Origin of the sequence: Streptomyces sp. NPDC007929 (assembly GCF_042959065.1) — a bacterium.
In the GTDB taxonomy this organism is placed as follows: Bacteria; Actinomycetota; Actinomycetes; order Streptomycetales; family Streptomycetaceae; genus Streptomyces.
The window spans coordinates 98,807-114,788 of the sequence record NZ_JBIBKD010000010.1 but is presented as its reverse complement, the minus strand read 5'-3'; the positions used below and the strand labels follow the sequence as shown (position 1 = coordinate 114,788).

Annotated in this window: 17 protein-coding genes; 14 read left to right on the top strand and 3 right to left on the bottom strand. The window is 69.8% G+C overall.

What is annotated here, in order from left to right:
* The 5 genes from ACFZDE_RS30595 to ACFZDE_RS30575 all read left to right on the top strand — a co-directional run bounded on the left by ACFZDE_RS30595 (window position 1) and on the right by ACFZDE_RS30575 (window position 5,802).
* Window positions 1-1,038 (top strand): DUF4872 domain-containing protein, encoded by a 1,038-nt coding sequence (locus tag ACFZDE_RS30595; protein ID WP_391205290.1) that lies wholly within the window; start codon window positions 1-3, stop codon window positions 1,036-1,038.
* 15 nt (window positions 1,039-1,053) lie between these two features.
* A complete protein-coding gene (locus ACFZDE_RS30590; RefSeq protein WP_391205287.1) occupies window positions 1,054-1,449 on the top strand; it encodes a pentapeptide repeat-containing protein in 396 nt (131 codons plus the stop codon).
* A gap of 15 nt (window positions 1,450-1,464) precedes the next feature.
* A complete protein-coding gene (locus ACFZDE_RS30585; RefSeq protein WP_391205284.1) occupies window positions 1,465-3,243 on the top strand; it encodes a carbamoyltransferase C-terminal domain-containing protein in 1,779 nt (592 codons plus the stop codon).
* 90 nt (window positions 3,244-3,333) lie between these two features.
* Window positions 3,334-4,320: a DUF4872 domain-containing protein gene (locus ACFZDE_RS30580; protein WP_391001697.1), complete on the top strand. Its 987-nt coding sequence runs from the start codon at window positions 3,334-3,336 to the stop codon at window positions 4,318-4,320.
* A 123-nt stretch (window positions 4,321-4,443) separates the two neighbouring features.
* On the top strand, window positions 4,444-5,802 hold the full coding sequence (locus ACFZDE_RS30575) for a protein kinase (RefSeq protein ID WP_391205281.1): 1,359 nt from the start codon (window positions 4,444-4,446) through the stop codon (window positions 5,800-5,802).
* A 27-nt stretch (window positions 5,803-5,829) separates the two neighbouring features.
* On the opposite strand, the gene ACFZDE_RS30570 is transcribed toward ACFZDE_RS30575, so the two are convergent.
* On the bottom strand, window positions 5,830-6,312 hold the full coding sequence (locus ACFZDE_RS30570; protein ID WP_391205278.1) for a GNAT family N-acetyltransferase: 483 nt from the start codon (window positions 6,310-6,312) through the stop codon (window positions 5,830-5,832).
* 158 nt (window positions 6,313-6,470) lie between these two features.
* Between ACFZDE_RS30570 and ACFZDE_RS30565 the strand changes: the two genes are divergently transcribed.
* The 7 genes from ACFZDE_RS30565 to infA all read left to right on the top strand — a co-directional run bounded on the left by ACFZDE_RS30565 (window position 6,471) and on the right by infA (window position 14,308).
* Entirely contained in the window at window positions 6,471-8,453 is a 1,983-nt protein-coding gene (locus tag ACFZDE_RS30565) for a pre-toxin TG domain-containing protein (protein WP_391205275.1), read from the top strand.
* Window positions 8,454-8,960, top strand: a complete 507-nt coding sequence (locus ACFZDE_RS30560; protein WP_391205272.1) for a hypothetical protein — start codon at window positions 8,454-8,456, stop codon at window positions 8,958-8,960.
* Between the two features lie 326 nt (window positions 8,961-9,286).
* Window positions 9,287-10,702, top strand: a complete 1,416-nt coding sequence (locus tag ACFZDE_RS30555; RefSeq protein ID WP_391205269.1) for a family 2B encapsulin nanocompartment shell protein — start codon at window positions 9,287-9,289, stop codon at window positions 10,700-10,702.
* A 50-nt stretch (window positions 10,703-10,752) separates the two neighbouring features.
* The gene (locus ACFZDE_RS30550; protein WP_391205266.1) at window positions 10,753-12,153 is read left to right on the top strand and encodes a family 2 encapsulin nanocompartment cargo protein terpene cyclase; all 1,401 of its coding nucleotides are present in this window, start codon (window positions 10,753-10,755) and stop codon (window positions 12,151-12,153) included.
* A gap of 15 nt (window positions 12,154-12,168) precedes the next feature.
* A complete protein-coding gene (locus ACFZDE_RS30545; protein ID WP_391205263.1) occupies window positions 12,169-13,044 on the top strand; it encodes a geranyl diphosphate 2-C-methyltransferase in 876 nt (291 codons plus the stop codon).
* A gap of 251 nt (window positions 13,045-13,295) precedes the next feature.
* Window positions 13,296-14,087: a GNAT family N-acetyltransferase gene (locus tag ACFZDE_RS30540; protein WP_391205260.1), complete on the top strand. Its 792-nt coding sequence runs from the start codon at window positions 13,296-13,298 to the stop codon at window positions 14,085-14,087.
* Window positions 14,084-14,308, top strand: coding sequence for a translation initiation factor IF-1 (gene infA / locus ACFZDE_RS30535; RefSeq protein WP_391205257.1), 225 nt, complete (start codon window positions 14,084-14,086; stop codon window positions 14,306-14,308). Before ACFZDE_RS30540 ends, infA begins: the two co-directional genes overlap by 4 nt.
* A gap of 180 nt (window positions 14,309-14,488) precedes the next feature.
* Here the strand turns inward: infA and ACFZDE_RS30530 are convergent, their stop codons facing one another.
* Both ACFZDE_RS30530 and ACFZDE_RS30525 read right to left on the bottom strand, forming a co-directional pair.
* Window positions 14,489-14,965 carry an ATP-binding protein gene (locus ACFZDE_RS30530; protein WP_391205255.1) on the bottom strand — a complete coding sequence of 159 codons (477 nt, stop codon included), beginning with the start codon at window positions 14,963-14,965 and terminating at the stop codon, window positions 14,489-14,491.
* A 92-nt stretch (window positions 14,966-15,057) separates the two neighbouring features.
* Window positions 15,058-15,183: a hypothetical protein gene (locus tag ACFZDE_RS30525; protein WP_391205252.1), complete on the bottom strand. Its 126-nt coding sequence runs from the start codon at window positions 15,181-15,183 to the stop codon at window positions 15,058-15,060.
* Window positions 15,184-15,280: 97 nt separating this feature from the next.
* Between ACFZDE_RS30525 and ACFZDE_RS30520 the strand changes: the two genes are divergently transcribed.
* Together ACFZDE_RS30520 and ACFZDE_RS30515 are read left to right on the top strand one after the other, a co-directional pair.
* Complete coding sequence (locus ACFZDE_RS30520; RefSeq protein WP_391001719.1) at window positions 15,281-15,448, top strand: hypothetical protein; 168 nt, start codon at window positions 15,281-15,283, stop codon at window positions 15,446-15,448.
* 91 nt (window positions 15,449-15,539) lie between these two features.
* Window positions 15,540-15,863 (top strand): hypothetical protein, encoded by a 324-nt coding sequence (locus tag ACFZDE_RS30515; protein ID WP_391205250.1) that lies wholly within the window; start codon window positions 15,540-15,542, stop codon window positions 15,861-15,863.
* Window positions 15,864-15,982: the final 119 nt, after the last annotated feature.

The following is a 15,982-nucleotide window of genomic DNA, read 5'->3' as shown; positions in this document are numbered from 1 at the left end:
ATGAACGACACCGGCCGCTACGCCCACCGGCGGGGCACCCACTGCGAGTCGGCCTGCCAACGCGCCGTCCTCGCGGCCGGCGGCTACGACGTCGACGAGGAGATCGTGTTCGGGCTGGACGGAGGTTTCGGCTTCTCGTTCTTCCCGGCGAACGGCGCCGCCCCGGACATCGTCGTCGGCAAACAGACGATCATGCCGCTGCGAGCGGCCCGGCTGATGGGCGTGGAGGTCGCCGCGCACACGCCGAAGTCCGCCGACGGCCTCGCCGAGCTGCTCGCAGCGGCACCCGCCGTCCTGACCCGGGTCGACCTCGGCCTGCTTCCGTACTGGAATCTCGAGGGCCGCACCTCCTTCGGGGGCTACTTCGTCAACGTCGTCCGCCCGCTCGGCACCGACGCCTTCGAGGTGTCGGATCCGGCGTTCGACGACCTCGTACGCGTGAGCGCGGCCGAGCTGCAGGCGGCCCGGTCCAGCCGCAACTCGCCGCCGCTCAACCCGGACTGGAAGGTCTACGTCCTCGGCATGCCGCGGCGCACTCCCCAACTGGAGCGTGTGGGGCCGGTGGCGGTGCGCACCCTGTGCCGGGAGGTCCTCAAGCCGGGCAGCCGCAACCTGGGCATCCCCGGGATGAGACTGCTGGCCACGACTGCGGCGTCCTGGCCGCAGACCAAGCACGGCGAGGTCGAGGACGTGGACCTGTCCGGCCGCGTGGTGCGCACCGACGCCCTGGCGCGTCAACTGCTGCACCTGGGCCGGCAGATCGAGTCCTTCGGCACCGGCGGCGGGCTGTTCCGCCCGATGATCGGCCGCTATCTGACGCGGGTCGCCGACAGCACCGGCGAAGCGCGCTACGCAGAGGCGGCCGACCGGTTCCACGACAGCGGACGGCTCTGGTCGAACCTGGGATCCGCACTGCTGGGCGCGGGGGCCGCCCCCGCCCGCGACGACCTCAAGACGCTGGTGGACGCCGTGGCGGACACGGCACGGTCCGCGATGGACGTCGAGAAGCGGGCGCTCACCGCGCTCACCACCCTGTAGACGCGAGGTCGAGACATGCCCACCGAGGACGAGACCGTACTGCTCCAGGGCCCCCGGCGCTGGAACGAGCACGCCCGCCGGCGCCGGGCGCAGGGCCCCTTCCGTCCCGATCTGCGCAAGGCGATGCTGCACGGCGCCGACCTCCAGGGCGCCGAACTCGCCGACGCGGACTTCACCGACGCCGTGCTGACCGAGTCGTATCTGATCTCCGCGGACCTCAGGGGCGCGAACCTCGAAGGCGCCGATCTGTGCGAGGCGTACCTCATCCTGGCCGAGCTGAACGGCTGCCGCCTCGTGGGCGCGAACCTCGACGGCGCGGACCTCAGCGGCGCCGACCTGACCGGCGCGGAGCTCGACGCGGGCTTCCTGCGATCCACCGTGATCTCGGACTACCTCACGATCTGGCCATAGCGAAAGGAGCTCCTCATGATCGTTCTGGGCTACAACGGATTCGGCAAGTCCGCGGAAATCTTCGGACGCCTCTTTCGCGCCACCGGCATCGACCGTCACCTGCTGTACGGCCATGACTCGTCGGCCGCGCTCGTGATCGACGGGAAGCTGGTCGCCGCCGTCGAGGAGGAGCGGCTCAACCGGGAGAAGAAGACCTCGAGTTTCCCGGTCAACGCGATGCGCTGGTGCCTGGATTCGGCCGGGATCACCTTCGACGACGTCGACACCTTCGCGTTTTCCTGGCAGTTCTCACAGGACGTGCTGAACAAGATGATCGCCGAGATCACCGAGGACCGCACGGCGTCCGTCGAGCAGAAGTTCGCGCGCCTGCGGCGTCTCGCGGAAACCCACGACGCGATGTTCAGCGAGGCCGCGACCGAGGCCGACTTCCTGGAGCACACCGGCCACCGCCTGGACCCCGGCAAACTGGTCCGGGTCCCGCACCACCTCGCGCATCTGATGACGGGATATCACCTCTCGGGCGGCACGGACGCCGCGTTCCTGGTCAGCGACGGCCGCGCCGAATGGCTGTCGGCGATCATGGGCGAGGTGCGCGACGGCGAAGTGAAGGTCTTCGACGACATGACCATCGACTCGCGGCACTCCCTGGCGATGCTCTTCTCGGTGGTGACGCGCTACCTCGGATTCGTCCCGAACAACGACGAGTACAAGGTGATGGGACTGGCCGGCTACGGCCCGCCGCCGGAGCCGAATCCGTTCCTTGAGCACGTGGTCGAGATGTGCCCCGACGGCACCTACAAGATCCCATATCCGGCGAACGCCGTACCCGCCTACTACGAACTCTTCGACCGCGTCTTCGGCGGAAACGCCGACGGCCGGGAGGAGTTCGGCTACCGGGTCCGCGTGGCGAGCGCGGCCCAGCACATGCTGGAGACCGTGACCGCCGGCCAGATCCGGACCCTCGAAGCCCGCAGCGACCTGCCGCGCGTGATCTTCGAGGGCGGACTCGCCCTGAACTGCGTCAACAACAGCAAACTGCTGGAGCGTTCACGCTTCACCGGGATGGACGTCAGCTTCGGTGCCAGTGACGTCGGCGTGGCCATCGGCGCGGCGCTGTTCGCCAGCGGCCGGTCCGGCACACCGCCCCGGGTCGACCCGTCCCCGTACCTCGGCCCGAGCTACGACGGCCAGGAGATCCAGGCGGCCCTCCAGCACTTCGCCGACCAGGTCGTCTGGCGAGAGCTGGACCCCGATGACGTACCGCGGGAGGCCGCCGCCCTGATGCGGGAGCGCTGCGTCATCGGCTGGTTCCAGGGGCGGATGGAGTACGGTCCGCGGGCCCTGGGCAACCGCAGCATCCTGGCCAACCCGAAGTTCCCCGACATCAAGGACATCATCAACGAACGCATCAAGCACCGCGAACAGTTCCGGCCCTTCGCCCCGGTGGTCCTGGAGCACCTGGCGCCCGAGGTCTTCGAACTCGGCAAGAAGACGTCCTCGCCCTACATGACCTTCGTGGTCCCGGTACGCCCCGAGTACCAGGAGAAGATCCAGGGCGCCTGCCATGTCGACGCCACCTCGCGGATCCAGACGGTCACCGAGGAGAGCAACCCCCTGCTCGCCCGGCTGCTGCGGGAGTTCACCGAGCTGACCGGGATTCCCTGCCTGATCAACACCTCGTTCAACGTCGCCGGAGAACCCATCGTCTGCTCGCCCACCGATGCCCTGTCCTGCTTCCTCAAGACCGAGATGGATCATCTGTTCCTCGGGAACTTCCTGGTTTCGCGAATCTGAACGAGTGAAGGTCTCCCTGATTCCGGCGTCCGCAATCGCACTTCAGGGGGTTGCGCTACGCTCTACGCGAAGGAAGGGAGACCAGGACAAGTGTCGCTTTTAGAAGAAGATCCGTATGTCGGGAACCATTGCGAGTCGACCACCCTCGTGAATCTCCTGCGGCAACGAGACGTCGACTTGTCGGAGCCGCTCATCTTCGGGCTCGCCGGTGGTTTGTCATTCATCTACTGGCGGACGAAGCAGATGCCGACCCCGTTCGTCGGTGGCCGTATCAAGCCCGACACGCTGACCGAGAATCTCGCGACCGCGCTGAAACTGCGGCTGTCCGTTCACGAGACGTCGTCGGTGAAGCGGGCCAGGGAACATCTCCTGGCCGAGCTTGAATCCGGAACCGTCGTCGGTCTCAAACTCGACCGCTATTTCATCGACTACTCCACCGACGACTTCCGGTTCGCCGCCCACTACGTCGCCTGCGTCGGACACGACGACGGCCGTTTCGCACTGGTCGAAACCCGGCCGCTCGGCCTGCAATGGGCCTCCGGTGAATCCCTGGAGACAGCGCGGAACGCCCGGGGACCGATGAGTTCCCGCAATCGCGCCTTCACCCTCGACCTCCCGAAGGGCGGCCTTCCCGATCTGGGCAAAGCCGCACGCGACGGCATCAAGAAATCGGCCGAGGAATTCCTGAACCCACCGATCTCCAACTTCGGATACAAGGGCATGCACAAAGTCGCCGACCTGATGCCCCAGTGGCTCGACGATCTCGACTCGCCCGCCGACAGCCTCCCCGAGATCTGCACGATCATGGAGGACGCCGGAACCGGCGGCGGCCTGTTCCGCACCATGTGGGCGGAGTTCCTCGCCGAGACCGCCGAGATCACCGGCACCGGTGCCTACCAGGAGGTCTCGGACGCCTACCGCGAGGTGTCGAAGAAGTGGACCGAGGTGGCCGGACTCCTGAACGAGGCGGGTCTCACGTCGTCACGGGACTCCCTCCACAGCGCGTCAGAACTCGTCCATGAGGCCGCGGACAGGGAACAGCACCTGATGCAGCGCCTACTGGAGCTGTCGAGCTGAGCCAGGGGCCGCTGCCGTCGAATGGGGCGGGGTGTGGCGACGTGACCGGCGGGTACCTGCGTGCGGCGGCCCCTCGACCCCGGGTGGCCTTGCGGCGCGAGTGTGCGGAGTGGGGAGATCGTCGTGGCGGTGCGCGAGGTGCGGGACGCCCGGGCTGTTCGGGGCTGTGCCCGGATCCTGGCGGGCCGCTACCGACTGGATGACGTCATCGGATCGGGTGGGGCGGCCGACGTGTACCGCGGGTTCGACCTGCGGCTGCGGCGGCCGGTCGCCGTGAAGGTGTTCCGCGCCGGCACCGGCTTCGACACGGAGGAGACCTTCCGCGGCGAGGCCGAGATCCTCGCCCGGCTGCAACACCCGGGGCTGGTGACCGCTTTCGACGCCGGACACCACGACGGCGACGCCTTCCTGGTCATGCAACTGATCGACGGACGCACCCTGAAATCCCGCATTGCCGACGGACCCCTGGCGTACGACGCCGCGGCGGCGCTCGGCGCCGCCCTGGCCGAAGCGCTGGCTCACACCCACGAGGTGGGGATCGTCCACCGGGATGTCAAGCCGTCCAACATCATCCTCGACTCCCACGGCCGCCCCCATCTCACGGACTTCGGCATCTCCCGGCTGCTGGACGCGACCACCCGCACCGCCACCGAGTCCCTGACCGGCACCGCGGCCTATCTGTCTCCCGAACAGGTGCTGGGCAGGCCCGTCGGCACGCCCGCCGACATCTACGCCCTCGGCCTGGTCCTCCTCGAATGCCTCACCGGGCGGCTCGAATACGACGGCGGTCCCCTGGAGGCCGCCATAGCGCGCCTCCACCGCAGGCCCACCCTCCCGGACTCCCTGCCCGACGACTTCGCCCGCCTCCTGCGGGACATGACCAGCCTGGAAGAGCAAGCTCGGCCCACGGCCCGCGACTGCGCCCGAACCCTGACCCGGCTCGCCGGAACGAGCCCGGCCGATACCGTCGCGTCCGTGGCCCGGCCCGTGCTCAGCGCCGTACCTCCCACCACCGCGGGCCGCGCAGGCAGCACACACCGGAGCCTCCCTCAGGACCCGCCCCGCCGCGCCTCCCGCCGAGGCCGCCTTCGCACGCGAGGGGCGGCGGCCGCACTGGCCGCCCTGGTCGCCGCCGGACTGGTGGTCACCGAGGGCTTCTCCCACCCCGACGCCGCGGGCGAAGCGGCGCCGTCGGCCCCTGACCCGGTCGCCCCTTCCACCCGCCCCGACACCGCGGCCGACCATGGCGCCCCGTCCTCCGCCGCCGCCACGCCACCCTCGCGCGGCCCTGCCGCCTCCGCTCCGCCACCGACGGACGCCGCACCGACGCGGCACGACCATCGGCCCGTTGACCGCTCAAAGCCCGCCACCCACCCCGTGGCCAAGGCCAAGGGGGCGGCAAGGGGCAAGGCGAAAGGCCGCGATCAAGCGCCGGGACATGCGCGCATGAAGCAGAAGGGCAAGAAGCCCGGCCCGCGCTGACGGGTCCGAGGGTTCAGCGGCCGACGATCAGCCGATCGAGAACCGGAGCTCGGGCCGGTCCCAGGCCACGGCGGGCGGGTTCGCGGGGACGGTCCCGGTGGGCAGCGCGCCCACACTGCGGTAGAACCCCTCGGCCGGAGGATGCGACACCACCCGGACCTGGGTCAGTCCCGCCGTGCGTGCCTCGGACCTCATGTGCTCCACGAGGAGCCGCCCGATGCCACGGCCCTGCGACCCGTCCGCCACGAAGAGCAGGTCCAGCTCCGGCGGCACGAGCACCAGCGCGTAGAAGCCGAGCACCGGGCCCGCGGCGTCATCGGCGTCGACGGCCACGAACACCCGATGCGTCTCGACGTAGTCGGGCCCGACGCGGTAGTCCGCGATCATCGCCGCGTACTGCCCCTCGTAGGCACGCGAGCCGCGCACGAGTCGCGTGAGCCGCTTGGCGTCCCGGGCGACGGCCCGGCGTACGACGATCCCGCCGCGTCTGGATGTACGGCTCACCTGCATGGAGAGCATCTTACGCGCCGGGGCGGTGCGGCGGCTCGAGTAAGCTACCGCTCGGTAATTTTCAGGGGGAGTTCTCGTCCGGGGACTCTGGGCCCGCGTGACGGTCGACCAGCCGTGCATCCGCGGGCCCTCGACGTAGGACGTGTATGCAACACCGTATGACGCGGCACACTGTCGCATTTCTGATGGCCTTGGCGATGGTGTTCGGCCCGGGCCTGGGGGAGAAAACCGCGGCGGCGGCCGAGGGCATCGAGAAACGGCAGGCGGCCGTCACCGCGGCCGAGAAACTCGCCGGAATCGTCAAGGCCGCGGCCAGGTACTCCGGCTGCGGCGGTAAGCCACTGCTCGAAAAGCCCGCCTGCTACCGGGAGTTCGCCGACAAGGCCATCCGGGTCGGGGCGGGCGTGGGGGTGGCCGCGTACGCCTTCCATCAGCTGCACAAGGACAACACCCAGCACTTCGCCACCCTCCGCAAAGAACTCGTCGGGTTCACCGAGCTGAAGGAGGCGGTCAAGCAGGACCCCGCCGCCATCACCGACCCGGCCCTGCGGGCCAAGGCGGAGAAGCAGATCCGCGCCGCGTACGCCGCCGCGCAGGCTGACGTCGACCACCGGCTCGCGAAGGTCAACGAGACCATCCAGACCTTGCTGCTCATGGCCGAGGTCACCGTCGCGTTCCTGCAGATCATCTTCGCGCTGGCCGCGCTCGTGGGCGACCCGGAGTTCCAGAAGGCGGCGACCGCCCTCAAGACCGGCCTCAAGGGCATGGGCGAGGACCTCGACAAGATCAACGCCGGTCTCGGGCAGATGAGTCACGCCCTCGACGACATGAACGACTCGCTGGGCGACGTGAACGGCGCGCTGGACCAGATGAACCGGGGGATCGGCCGCGCCAACAAGGGCATGGACGAGATGAACCGGGGCATCGGCCAGGCCAACAAGGGCATGAACGAGCTCAACAAGCACGTGCCCGGCATCAAGAAGGGCGCCGAGAAGCTCAAGGAACTGCCCGGCATCGAGTTCGACTTCTCGCACCTCAAGGACACCTGGGGCTCCGGGACCTCCGGGCTCGACTCCGACACACAGCAGCGGCGCATGGGACTGCTGCTGGACCTGCTGCCCGGCATCGGCGACGGCAAGGGCATCGTCGAGGCCATCACGGGCAAGGACGTCGCCACCGACGAGGAGCTCAGCGGCTTCGACCGGGCCACGGGCGCGCTGGTCGTCCTGCGCTGGCTCAAGGTGGGCAAGAAGGCCCTCGGCGGCGACGACGTACGGACCGCCCGCAAGGGCAAGTGCGCCGCGGGGAGCGTCACCGACGACAACAGCTTCCCGGCCGGCACCCTGGTCCTCATGGGCGACGGGAGCACCACGCCGATCGAGCGCGTGCGTGAAGGGGACGAGGTGCTGGCCACCGACCCCGCGACCGGCTCCACCCGGGCCGAGCCCGTCACCGACCTGATCACGGGATCGGGACACAAGCGCCTGATCACCCTCACCGTGGACACCGACGGCACGGCGGGGCAGCGCACGGACACGGTCACGGCGACGGACCGCCACCCGTTCTGGACGCCGGGCCCGGACCTGTGGACCGACGCCATCGACCTCACCGCCGGGACCGAGCTGCGCACCAGCACCGGCGCGGAGGCGGAGATCACCGCCGTCGCGACCCGCACCGCCGAGCAGACGGTCCACAACCTCACCGTCGCCGGCACGCACACGTACTACGTGCTCGCCGGAAGCACCCCCCTCCTGGTCCACAATGCCAAGAAGAACAAGTGCGGCCTCGAGATCGACCACGTGGGCCAGGTCGACCAGGACTGGGTCACCAAGGGCGCCCACGTCAACATGAAGGACGGCATGGAAGTAGCACTGCGCCCGGACGGCCAGGGCGGCATCCGGGGCGAGGCGATCAGGCTGCGCAACGGCACCGCCACGCAGAAGCAGGTCGACGCCGCCGTGGCGAAGATCAAGTCCGACCCCAAGGTGCGCGCTGACATGATCAGGGTGACCAAGGGCGCCAAGGAGGTCTTCGAGTCCAGCGCCAAGGCCATGAAGGAAGGCCGCAACCCGCAGTGGCGGTTCAGCAACGACCGCACCGCCGAATTGCAGGCCCTGATCGAAGCGATGGAGAGGATGTAGATGTCCGACCTGGACTTCTACGCCCACGTCGCCACCCGCGGCGACGTACTGGGCGTGGGGATCGGCGCGCAGCCCGCCGCATGGGACACCGCGCTGGGCTCCGACTGCCTCGACACCGAGGACGGCGGCCTGTTGCGCCGGGACTACGGGCTGGTGGAGCTGTCCTTCCAGGAGGAGGACGGCGCCTGGCCCTGCTTCGGGGTGAGCGTGCAGGTGCACCGTCTGCGGTGGGACACCGAGTCGTCCGTCCCGCCGGCCCTGCGTGAGACGTACGGCACCTTCGCCTCCTCGACGCGTTTCGAGGACCTGGCCGCCGCGATCACCGAGCTCGGCTGCTCGCTCGACCCCGAGCCGGACCAGGACGGCACGTCCGGGGACATGCGACGTTACCGGGTGCCCGAGTCCGGAGTGCGGATCTTCGTCCGCACGGACGAACACGCCCCGGGGCCCGCGGGTGAGGTCTGGAGCCTCAGCGTTTCTCCCGCGTGGTGGAGCGCGGCGGGCTGAGCCCTCGGGGCGGGCCGCGCCACCATCCGCGCCGCTCACCCCCACCATGCCGCCGGTTCCGGGGTCTGCCGACCCCGGGGCCGGCGGCTTCGGCGTGAGGTCAGGTGCCGATCTCACCCCACGCACCGATAAACCGCATTCAACACATTGTCACTGCTTCGAGGTAAGCATCTCCTCTCCCCGGTGGATACGGCCCGCGCAGTGGATAGCTTCTGCGGTGGGCGGAGCCGCGTGGTTCCTCCCGCTCGTCGTCCACTCCTCCCTGTCTCCCGGTCGGCGCACCCGTGTGCGTCGGGCGCCCCGTTGTGCAAGGAGAACCACCTCCGATGACCGTCGACAGCATCCCGGAAACCGGTGCCACCCGCGCCGCGCCGCAGCAGTCCCTGAGCACCGCCGCCGCCCGCAACCTCGCCACCACCACCAAGTCCGTCCCGCAGATGCAGGAGATCACCTCCCGCTGGCTGCTGCGGATGCTGCCCTGGGTCGAGGCCGAAGGCGGCGCCTACCGGGTCAACCGGCGGCTGCGACATACCGTCGGCGACGGGTGCGTCGAGTTCGTCCAGGAGGGCGCCACGGTCCGCGTGATCCCCCGGGAACTGGGTGAACTGGCCCTGCTGCGCGGATTCGAGGACACGGACGTTCTCACCGCCCTGGCCGGCCGCTGCACCCAGCACGACTTCGCGGCCGGCGACGTCCTCGCCGAGCGCGGCGCCCCCGCCGACCGCATCCATCTGATCGCCCACGGCCGGCTCAGCCAGACCTCCGAGGGCAGGTACGGTGGCGAGATCACCCTCGGGGTCCTCGCGGACGGCGACCGCTTCGGCGAGCACGCCCTGCTGGACGCCGACGCCTGCCACGACAGCACGGTCACCGCCGAGACCTCCGGCACCCTCCTCACCCTCAGCCGCGCCGACTTCGCCGCCGTCCAGGACGCGGCGCCCACCCTGCGGGCCCACGTCGACACCTACCGCTCACGCGCGCGGCACCGGCAGAACAAGCACGGCGAGGCCGAGATCGCCATGTCGGCGGGCCACGTCGGCGAGCCCGACCTGCCGGGCACCTTCGTCGACTACGAACCGGAACCGCGCGAGTACGAACTCTCCGTGGCCCAGACCGTGCTGCGGGTCCACTCGAGGGTCGCCGACCTCTACAACGGGCCGATGAACCAGACGGAGGAGCAACTCAGGCTCACCGTGGAGGCCCTGCGAGAGCGTCAGGAACACGAGCTGATCAACAACCGCGAGTTCGGGCTGCTGCACAACGCCGACTTCAAGGAGCGCATCCAGCCCCACTCCGGCCCGCCCACCCCGGACGACATGGACAACCTGCTCTGCCGCCGGCGCGGCACCAAGATGTTCCTCGCCCACCCCAGGACCATCGCCGCCATCGGACGTGGCTTCAACGCGTGCGGACTCTACCCCGACCACGTCGACCTCGGCGGACAGTCCGTCCCCGCCTGGCGCGGGGTCCCCATCCTGCCCTGCAACAAGATCCCGATCACCAAGGAGCAGACCAGCTCCATCATCGCGATGCGCACCGGCGAGAAGAACCAGGGCGTCATCGGACTGCACAAGACAGGACTGCAGGACGAGTACGAACCGGGCCTCGCCGTGCGGTACATGGGCATGAACGAGCAGGCGATCATCTCCTACCTCGTCACCACCTACTACTCCGCCGCGGTGCTCCTGCCCGACGCCCTCGGCGTGCTGGAGAACGTCCAGATCGCCCCCAGGCCCCACTGAGCCCCGGTCCGCGCGACAGGCCCACCCCATCGCAGCAAGGAGAGCCGCCGATGCCCGACTCCGGGCCCCTCGGATCACCACCCCCCGGGCAGCAACCGACGCCGCCCGCAGCCGTACCGGACGCGAGCGCGCCGGTGGCGCACCACCTTCCGGCCCCGCCGACGGCCCTGCAGTTCCTCGCCGCACTGCATCCGCCGGTCCCGGTCCCCAGCCCGCCACCGCCCCCCACGGCAGCGGCTGCACGGGACACGCCCGGCGCGGCAACGACCGCTCCTGCCGTTCGGGACACGCCCGCCGCGGCATCGGCCGCTCTTGCCGTCCAGGACAAGCCCGCCGCGGCCGCGGCCGACTCCGCCCTCCAGCGGATCCTGCGCGGGCCGACCGGACCGGGCACGTCGTCGCTGTCCGTGGCCCGCAGGCCCGAGCCCCCGGCCCCGGACCAGGTGCCCGCGACTCCCGCCCCGCCCGCCGAGGGGCGAGCCGTCCCCGGCCTCTACCACCACCCCGTCCCGGAACCCGACCCCGTACGCGTCGCGGAGGTGAGCAGCCGGATCAAGCGCTGGGCGGAGGACGAGGTCCAGCTCTATCCAAAGGAGTGGGAGGGGCAGTTCGACGGCTTCTCCGTCGGCCGCTACATGGTGGGTTGCCACCCCGACGCCCCGACCGTCGACCACCTGATGCTGGCCACCCGGCTGATGGTCGCGGAGAACGCGCTGGACGACTGCTACTGCGAGGACCACGGCGGCTCGCCCGTCGGACTCGGCGGGCGCATCCTCCTCGCGCACACCGCGCTCGACCACCTCCACACCACCGCCGAGTACGCGCCGGCATGGCAGGAGTCGCTCACCTCCGACGCCCCGCGCCGGGCCTACCGCAGCGCCATGGACTACTTCGTCCGCGCGGCCACGCCCTCCCAGGCCGACCGCTACCGGCACGACATGGCCCGGCTGCACATGGGCTACCTCGCCGAGGCCGCCTGGGCGGAGACCGAGCACCTCCCGGAGGTGTGGGAGTACCTGGCGATGCGTCAGTTCAACAACTTCCGTCCCTGCCCCACGATCACCGACACCGTCGGCGGCTACGAACTGCCCGCGGACCTGCACGCCCAGCCGGACATGCAGCGGGTCATCGCCCTCGCCGGCAACGCCACCACCATCGTCAACGACCTCTACTCGTACACCAAGGAACTCAACAGCCCGGGCCGGCACCTGAACCTGCCGGTGGTGATCGCGGAACGCGAGCAACTCCCCGAGCGTGACGCGTACCTGAAGGCCGTCGACGTCCACAACGAACTCATGCACGCCTTCGAGGCCGCCGCCGCCGAACTCGCCGCGGCATGCCCACTGCCCGTCGTGCAGCGCTTCCTGAAAGGCGTGGCCGCCTGGGTCGACGGCAACCACGACTGGCACCGCACCAACACCTTCCGCTACAGCCTGCCCGACTTCTGGTAAAGAACGGAAATCTCTGTGACCACTGAAACGACCGCCCCCGTCACCGCGAAGATCCCGGCCCCGGCGACGCCGTACCAGGGGGACATCGCCCGCTACTGGAACAACGAGGCGCGACCGGTGAACCTGCGCCTCGGTGACGTGGACGGGCTCTACCACCACCACTACGGCATCGGCGCCGTGGACCACTCCGCGCTCGGCGACCCGGCGCACAGCGAGTACGAGAAGAAGCTCATCGCGGAGCTGCACCGCCTGGAATCGGCACAGGCCGAGACCCTCCTGGACCACCTCGGCGCCATCGGGCCCGACGACACCCTCGTCGACGCCGGCTGCGGCCGCGGCGGGTCCATGGTCATGGCCCACCGCCGCTTCGGCTGCAAGGTAGAGGGCGTCACCCTGTCCGCCACCCAGGCCGACTTCGGCAACCGGCGCGCGCGAGAACTGCGTATCGAGGACCACGTCCGCTCCCGCGTGTGCAACATGCTCGACACCCCCTTCGAGAAGGGCAGTGTCGCCGCCTCCTGGAACAACGAGTCGAGCATGTACGTCGACCTCCACGACCTGTTCGCCGAGCACTCCCGCTTCCTCAAGGTCGGCGGCCGGTACGTCACGATCACCGGCTGCTGGAACCCTCGTTACGGCCAGCCGTCGAAGTGGGTCTCCCAGATCAACGCCCACTTCGAGTGCAACATCCACTCCCGCCGTGAGTATCTGCGCGCCATGGCCGACAACCGGCTCGTGCCGCAGACCATCGTCGACCTCACCCCGGACACGCTGCCCTACTGGGAGCTTCGGGCCACGTCATCGCTGGTCACCGGGATCGAGGAGGCGTTCATCGAGTCCTACCGGGACGGCTCCTTCCAGTACGTCCTGATCGCGGCCGACCGCGTGTAAGCACGCCCACGCGAGCCGGGGCCTCGTCACCGACGGCCCCGGCACCGCCCCAGGGCGGCTTGCCGGAAAAGACTTTGAGTACGACGACGGCCCACTGCTACTTTCGCGGTGGACCGTGCAATCGTCGTTGGAGGTGAGCCCCGTGAACACAGTTACCCGTGGGTGCTCCCTCATCCCGTCACGGTCCGGCGGCTGACGTTCGGTGTCGCCAGGAGCGCCTGAGTCCGAGGCACTCCTGGAAGGAAACTCCGATGAACACAAAGCCCTTCATATCCGGCCTGGGCGGGGACGCCGTGATGATCACGCGCGTCGCGGACAGGCAATGGCACGCACTGGACGACGACCTGGTGGTCGGCCGCGCACATGCCCAGCACCGCCCCGACGGGCGGCTGTTCGTCAGCATCGACGCCTGGCACGACGCGGCCTTCGACCTCCTGGCCGAGGCGATGCTGGCGCAACTGCCGGCACCGCTGTACACGCTGGTCGACGAGGCGGACACCGAACTGACCGCCCGCTGGCGGCGGGCCGGGTTCACGATCCGGCGCCGAGAGTGGGAGTACGTCGTGCCGACCGACCCGAGGGTCACCGGTCTCGACGGCGTCCTTCCACCCGCGGGCGTGACCATCATGCCTGCCGGTCAAGCGGACGAGACGCTGCTGCGGGCGGTGGACCGCGCGATCCGTGACGAGGTCGAGGCGACCGCCGGGTGGCAGTCGATGCCCGCGGAGGTGGTTGGCGCTCCTGACGGTGACACCATCGTCGATCCGTCCATGTACGCGGTGGCCGCGGGACCGGACCGCTACCTGGGGCTGATCCGGGTGGTGAGGGTGAAACGGCCGCGCATCGGGCTGGTCGCGGTCCGGGCCGCCGAGCAGCGCCGCGGTATCGCGCGGGCGCTGCTGGCCCACGCGCTGGGAACACTGCACCACTCCGGGGCCGGCGCGGCCTGGGCGGAGGTCCAGGAGTCCAATCGAGCGGCTTCGGCCGTGTTCGAGGGCATCGGCGCCCGGCCGATGAGCAGCAACCTGGAGCTGGTGCGATGACGAGGAACAAGAACGTCGTCGAGGTCGAGGGCAAGGTCGTCGAGTGCCTGCGCAGCGCCATGTTCACGGTGGAGCTCGACAACGGCCATCAGGTGCTCGCGCACATCAGCGGGAAGATCCGCAAGCACTACATCAAGATCATGCTGGAGGACCGGGTACGGGTGGAACTCCCGCCCTACGACCTGACACGCGGCCGGATCGTGTTCCGGTACCGCAACTAGCGGCGGCGGGCACGATGAGCTGTCGCTGTCGCTGTCGCTGTCGCTGTCGCTGTCGCTGTCGCTGTCGCTGATCCAGGTCCAGGTCCAGGTCCAGGTCCAGGTCCAGGTCCCGGTCACGTCGTTCCCGTGACCGGGGCCTCGGCGACGGCGCGCACGGGACGACGGTGCGGCCACGCCGGGTCACAGCATCTGCCGGCCCGCCAGGTCCCCGCCGGGGTCGTCGGCGAGCATGACGTCGGCGGTGATGCGCTTGCCGACCGGCTCCCGGTGGATGGCGAAGCCGACGCAGACGGCGGCCACGATCTCCAGGCCGTGCTGCCCGACCCGGCTGGGGTCGGGCGCGAGGATCGTCGGCAGGGTGGTGTTGCTGTCCCAGACGCTGATGCGCGCGGCCCCGTCGGCGATCTCGAGCGTGAGCAGGCAGGGGCCGGGGGCGTACTTGCGGGCGTTGGTGACCAGCTCGCTGACCACCAGCTGCACCATGCCGATGGCCCGGCCGGAGACCGGAAGGCCGTGTACGGCCTGCACCCGGGTCAGGAAGGTGTGGGCCATGTCCCGGGCCGCGGCGATGCCCGTGTCGTCCTCGAACGCCGCGGACACGGCAATGGCGTTGGTGGCCAGCGGATGCCGGTCCTCACCTGCCTCTTCATGGTCCATACGGTTAGCCGTGTCCCTCGATCCCTTGTCCAGCACGGGCAGCGCATACCCGCAAAGTCACACCCAATGCCGGCGACCGCCCGTGTGCCACGTCACTGTCGGGACGCCGTCATGGGCACCTGACGCAGCACCTCGCCGCCGCTGACCTGCCGGTGGGTGGCGACGAAGGACACACCGACCGTCCTCGGGAAACGGTCGGCAAGCGCGTCGCGGCCCACGTCCTGCTGCCTGGCGTGTCCAGGACACCGCACATGTGACTGCGGGGGCGGAGGCGGGGCATACGGGCTTCACCCCCTTGAGAGAGGAGCCCCATCCATGCTCGGCATAGTCGCGGCGGTGCTGTTCTTCTTCGCGTTTCTGATCAACGCGGCGGAGATCAGCACCAACGACGTGTTCTCTTCGACGAACGTCATGCTGCTGGGACTGCTGTGCCTCGCTCTGCAGGTGGCCGGCGTCGGCGGCGGCTGGACCCGCAGACGATGACCTCCCGCTCTGCGGATCCGGTGACACCCTTTCAGCGGATCCGCAGAGCACGCGGGGCACCCGGTGACCCCGAGTGGGCAGGATCATTCGCGTGGAACCACACCAGTCACCGGAGACAACCCCCGACGGTCACTTCGTCGTCATCGGCGGAAGGAAGTGGCGGGCCACCGATCCTTCCGTCCCGGAGGACACCGCCGCCCGGCTTCGACGCCACCTCATGTCGGCTCGTCGGGCGGTGCGGTCGGCGATGACGGCGGGCGATGCCACGGCCGAGAAGGCGGCGCGTGCGCGCGTGCACCGGGCGAAGGTCGCACTGGGTGAACGGGGCACCCCCTGGTGGGAGCAGCCCGAGGACGAGCGCCGACGACGCTGGGAAGAGGGGCTCGCACACCTTGATTCCGAGGCCAAGGGCTGAGGGCATCGGGTGAGCGGCTCAGGCCGTCGGGGCGGGTGAGACGCTGCCGCGCCCAGTGGTGCCACCGGCTACCCCGGCGCCCCGCGTCGTGTTGGCCGCCCCCATAGGTGTCGGCCACA